The following is a 3,556-nucleotide window of genomic DNA, read 5'->3' on the forward strand; positions in this document are numbered from 1 at the left end:
CCGCTGGCAGCAGGTCGGCTCGTCGGCCCGGGGCGTCGAGGCGGTCGCCGCCGCCCTCGAACAGTTGCAGGGCGTGAACGTGCCGGCGTCCGCGCTGGAACGCCTGGTGCTGCCCGCCCGGGTCGCCGACTACTCTCCCGCCCAGCTCGACGAGCTGTGCGCCAGTGGTGAGGTGGTGTGGGCCGGCGCGGGCGCGATCTCCGGCGGCGACGGGTGGGTGACGCTCGCGTACGCCGACGTCGCCCCGCTGCTGCTCCCCCCGCCGGACGAGGCGCTGACGCTGACCCCGCTGCACGAATCAGTGCTCGACGCGCTCGCCGACGGGCAGGCGCTGTTCTTCCGCTCGCTCTCCGACCGGGTCGGCGCCACCGACGACGCCGCCCTGTCGGGCGCGGTGTGGGACCTGGTGTGGGCCGGTCACCTCACCAACGACACGCTCGCCCCGTTGCGGGCCGCGCTCGGCGCGGGCGGGGCGCACCGGTCCCGGCCGTCGGCGCCGCGCACCCGCTACCGCCGGCCCGGCCGGGTGGCGCTGCCCAGCCGGGGCGGCCCGCCCACAATGGCCGGTCGCTGGTCCCGGCTGCCCGAACGCGACAGCGATCCCACCCGACGCGCTGCCGCGCTCGCCGACCTGCTGCTGGAACGGCACGGCGTGGTGACCCGGGGCGCGGTCGTGGCCGAACAGGTCACCGGTGGTTTCGCCGGGGTCTACCCGGTGCTGTCCGCGCTGGAGGAACGCGGGGCGGCCCGGCGCGGCTACTTCGTGGAAGGGCTGGGCGCGGCACAGTTCGCGGTGCCCGGCGCGGTCGACCGGATCCGGGCGCTCGCCGACGACAGCCAGGGCCGGGGCGGCCCGGCGGTGGTGCTCGCCGCCACCGACCCGGCGAACCCGTACGGCGCGGCGCTGCCCTGGCCCGAGCGCGTGGTCGACTCCGGGGACGGCGCGGCACCGGCCACCGGGCACCGGGCCGGGCGCAAGGCGGGCGCGCTGGTCGTCCTGGTCGGTGGTGACGTGGTGCTGTACGTGGAGCGGGGCGGCCGGACGATCCTGTCGTTCACCGACGACACCGACACGCTCGGCGCGGCCGGCAAGGCGCTCGCCGACGCGGTGCACTCCGGCGCGCTCGGCGCGATCTCGGTGGAACGCGCCGACGGCGAGGCCGTGCACGCGTCCCCGCTGCGCGACGCGCTCACCGCCGCCGGTTTCCGCGCCACCCCGCGCGGCCTGCGGCTGCGCGGCTGACCGCCCGGCCGCCCCGGTTAGGGTGTGCCGATGGCCTCGATCCGGGTACGCCAGGCGCGCGACGAGGACCGCGCGGCGCTGGCGGCGTTGCACGAGCGGGAGTGGGGCGGGCCGATCGTGGTGGTCCACGACGCCCGCTACGACCTGAGTGACCTGCCCACGCTGGTGGCGGTGGACGAGACCGGCGGGTTCGCCGGGGCGCTGGCGTACCGGGTCGACGCCGACGGGCTGGAGGTGGTCAGCCTGGCCGCGGCGGCACCGGGCAACGGCGCGGGCACCGCCCTGCTGGCCGCCGCGCAGGAGACGGCCACCGCCGCCGGGGCGGACCGGATCTGGCTGGTCACGACGAACGACAACCTGGGCGCGCTGCGCTTCTACCAGCGCCGGGGGCTGCGGATCGTCGCTGTGGACGCGGGCGCTGTCGACCGGGCCCGCGCGGTCAAGCCGACGATCCCGGAGGTCGGGGCGGACGGCATCCCGCTGCACGACGAGTTGCGCCTGGCCCGGCGCCTGACCGTGGCGGAGCGGCGATGAGCGGCCCGGTCTCCGCGGGCCAGGGCCGCGCCACGCCGGACGACGTTCCGAGCTGTGTCTCGCTGACCACCGACTACGGGCTGGCCGACGGGTTCGTGGCGGCGTGCCACGGGGTGCTGGCCCGGCTCGCCCCGGCTGTCCGGGTGATCGACGTGACGCACCTGGTGCCGCCGGCCGACGTACGCCGGGGCGCGGCCGTGCTCGCGCAGACAGTGCCGTACCTGCCGTGGGGCGTGCACGTGGCGGTGGTCGATCCGGGTGTCGGCACCGCACGCCGAGGCATCGCGCTGGCCGCGCCCGGCGGGCTGCTGGTCGGGCCGGACAACGGGCTGCTGCTTCCGGCCGCCGAGGCGCTCGGCGGGGTGAGCGCGGCGGTGGAGCTGACCAACCCGGACTGGCTCGGCCCGGCCGTCTCCCGCACGTTCCACGGGCGGGACGTGTTCGCGCCGGTGGCCGCGCGGCTGGCGCTGGGCGCGCCACTGGCCGGGGCCGGTCCGGCCGTGGATCCGGGCACGCTGGTCCGGCTGCCGGAACCGGTGGTCCGCGCCGAGCCGGGCAGCCTCACCGCCGAGGTGCTGACCGTCGACCACTTCGGCAACGTCCAGCTCGCCGCGCCGGGCACGCTGCTCGACGGCCTGCCACCCCGGGTGCTGGTGAACGGCCGGGAGGCGGTCCACGGCCGCACGTTCGGCGACGCCCCGCCCGGCGCCCTGGTGGTCTACGTCGACTCCGCCGGCCTGGTCGCCATAGCGGTGAACAGCGGCCGAGCCGCAGAAACCCTCCACACCACCCCCGGTGCCCTCCTCACCCTCACCACCCCCCACCCCTGACCCCCGCGATCTTGCAGTTGGCGCCTCGGCACAGAGGACAAATGCCCCACCGAAAGGGCCGAAACTGCAAGATCAACGGGAGTCAGGGGGCGAGAGGGCAGGGTCAGCAGCGGGGGACGGTGCCGCCGTAGATCGAGGACAGGTACGCGTGGCTGACGTAGGTGCCGCCGACCAGGCGGTACCACCTCGTCGTGGTGCGATAGGTACCGGTGATCTTCTGCCCGGTCACGTAGCACTGCACCGGCACCTGGGCGTACGTGGCGGCCAGGCCACGGCTCGCGTACGAGGTGCCCGCCCCGGCGCGCAGGTTCAGCGGCCCGGAGCCGACGACCGCTCGCGCCCCGCCACCTGTCCACAGCAGCGTCACGTCCACCCACGCGTTGTCGGTGAGCCGCAGCCCGTCCCAGAACGTCCCGTCGGCCAGGTCCAGCCCGGCCGGGTTGCGCACGGTGCGTCCGAACTGGTCCAGCCCGCCGTTGTAGTTGCTCTGGTACGCCGCCTGGGCCTCGGGCCGCCCGCGCGGCAGGTCCTTCCAGTTCTCCCGGATCGACGACGGGTTCCACCAGTCGTCGCGGGTGTTCCACGGGCCGACGTCCCAGACGGGGGCGTACTCGCAGCGGCTTCCGCTGGTGGTGCAGACCTTGACCGTGTAGTCGCCGGTGCCACGCGGGGACAGTCCGCGCCGGCTGGGCAGCGCCGCGAAGTGGTCCCGGGCGCGTACGGTGTGCCCGTTCGCGGTGGTGCCGCCGACCAGGCCGATCCGGGTCGCGTACACCCGGTAGGTGAGCGGGGCGGCCGGCTGGACCGCCGTGGTGGCGGCCGAGTCGGCGGCGAGCGTCAGCCCGGTGACGGTGGCCTCCGAGGCGGCGTCCCGGGTGGTCAGCACGACGCGCGCCTGCACCCGGCGGACCGGTTCGTCGAACACGGCCTCGGCGGCGTCGCGCCACTC

At 76.2% G+C, this 3,556-nt stretch carries 3 protein-coding genes and 1 pseudogene; 3 read left to right on the plus strand and 1 reads right to left on the minus strand.

The genetic code is table 11. The features are described 5' to 3' along the window. From KBX39_RS26470 to KBX39_RS26480, 3 genes and pseudogenes are all read left to right on the plus strand, one after another. Positions 1-1,243 (plus strand): annotated as a pseudogene (locus KBX39_RS26470) (DEAD/DEAH box helicase); the annotation flags it as partial. A 30-nt stretch (positions 1,244-1,273) separates the two neighbouring features. Further along, positions 1,274-1,777 carry a GNAT family N-acetyltransferase gene (locus KBX39_RS26475; protein ID WP_210873052.1) on the plus strand — a complete coding sequence of 168 codons (504 nt, stop codon included), beginning with the start codon at positions 1,274-1,276 and terminating at the stop codon, positions 1,775-1,777. Further along, on the plus strand, positions 1,774-2,607 hold the full coding sequence (locus KBX39_RS26480; protein ID WP_210873054.1) for an S-adenosyl-l-methionine hydroxide adenosyltransferase family protein: 834 nt from the start codon (positions 1,774-1,776) through the stop codon (positions 2,605-2,607). The genes KBX39_RS26475 and KBX39_RS26480 overlap by 4 nt, the downstream gene beginning before the upstream one ends. Before the next feature lie 103 nt (positions 2,608-2,710). Here KBX39_RS26480 and KBX39_RS26485 read toward each other — a convergent pair. After that, on the minus strand, positions 2,711-3,556 hold an 846-nt coding region (locus tag KBX39_RS26485), incomplete at its 5' end, for a hypothetical protein (protein WP_247660620.1).

The sequence above is a fragment of the Micromonospora sp. D75 genome (assembly GCF_018070405.1).
GTDB lineage: Bacteria > Actinomycetota > Actinomycetes > Mycobacteriales > Micromonosporaceae > Micromonospora > Micromonospora chalcea.

Excerpts from the sequence above, each read along its gene's own strand:
- KBX39_RS26475 (WP_210873052.1), top strand. The coding sequence starts at position 1,274 with ATGGCCTCGATCCGGGTACGCCAGGCGCGCGACGAGGACCGCGCGGCG.
- KBX39_RS26480 (WP_210873054.1), top strand. The coding sequence starts at position 1,774 with ATGAGCGGCCCGGTCTCCGCGGGCCAGGGCCGCGCCACGCCGGACGAC.